Annotated in this window: 1 protein-coding gene; it reads left to right on the top strand. The window is 61.6% G+C overall.

Translation table 11 applies throughout. The features are described from left to right. Positions 1 to 507 (top strand): transposase (locus tag Q3C01_RS44885; protein ID WP_458151751.1); only part of this gene is annotated, 507 nt, incomplete at its 5' end. Positions 508 to 631 lie beyond the last annotated feature (124 nt).

Here is a 631-nt window from a genome sequence, read left to right as displayed (position 1 = left end):
CGTTTGCTTACGAGGCTAGAACTTGTTCTTGCGCAAATTGCGGAGTTGGAACTTGAACGTGATGCCGTTGCCAAAACCCGTGCTCCGGACCAGGCCGGTAAGATGATCCAGCAACTCATCAGCCTGCGTGGCATCGGTGTACAAAGCGCAACCGTGCTGGTGCGAGAGGCCTTTGTCCGACGCTTCGCTAATGGCAAGGCGCTCGGGTCATATGCCGGGCTCACCTCGACGCCGTATAGCAGCGGGGGCATCGATCGTGAGCAGGGTATCGGGAAAGCAGGCAACCGTCGGCTCAGAACGGTGATGGTCGAATTGGCCTGGCTTTGGCAACGCTACCAGCCAGGGGCCGCGCAGGTGGTCTGGTTCCGTGAACGCGTCGGCTCGACTGGCCGCCGCGTTCGCAAGGTCATGGTGGTCGCGCTCGCGCGCAAACTCCTGATTGCCTTATGGCGGTTCGTCATCGACGGTGTCATGCCCGAGGGTGCGGTCACGAAGCCCTCCATCTAACCGTCTCCGAACCGGGCAGCGCCGCAACAGCACTGCACCGGTGATCCGAGGGAACGTCGCCGTTGTTCGGCATGGCGCTTCGCCGCCGTCTTCACAGAGTGGTGCTGTTCCTTGGAAGCTCTCC

This window comes from Bradyrhizobium sp. UFLA05-109, from assembly GCF_054185165.1.
Note: the sequence above shows the minus strand (reverse complement) of the source record. Positions and strands in the feature narration are given on the sequence as shown.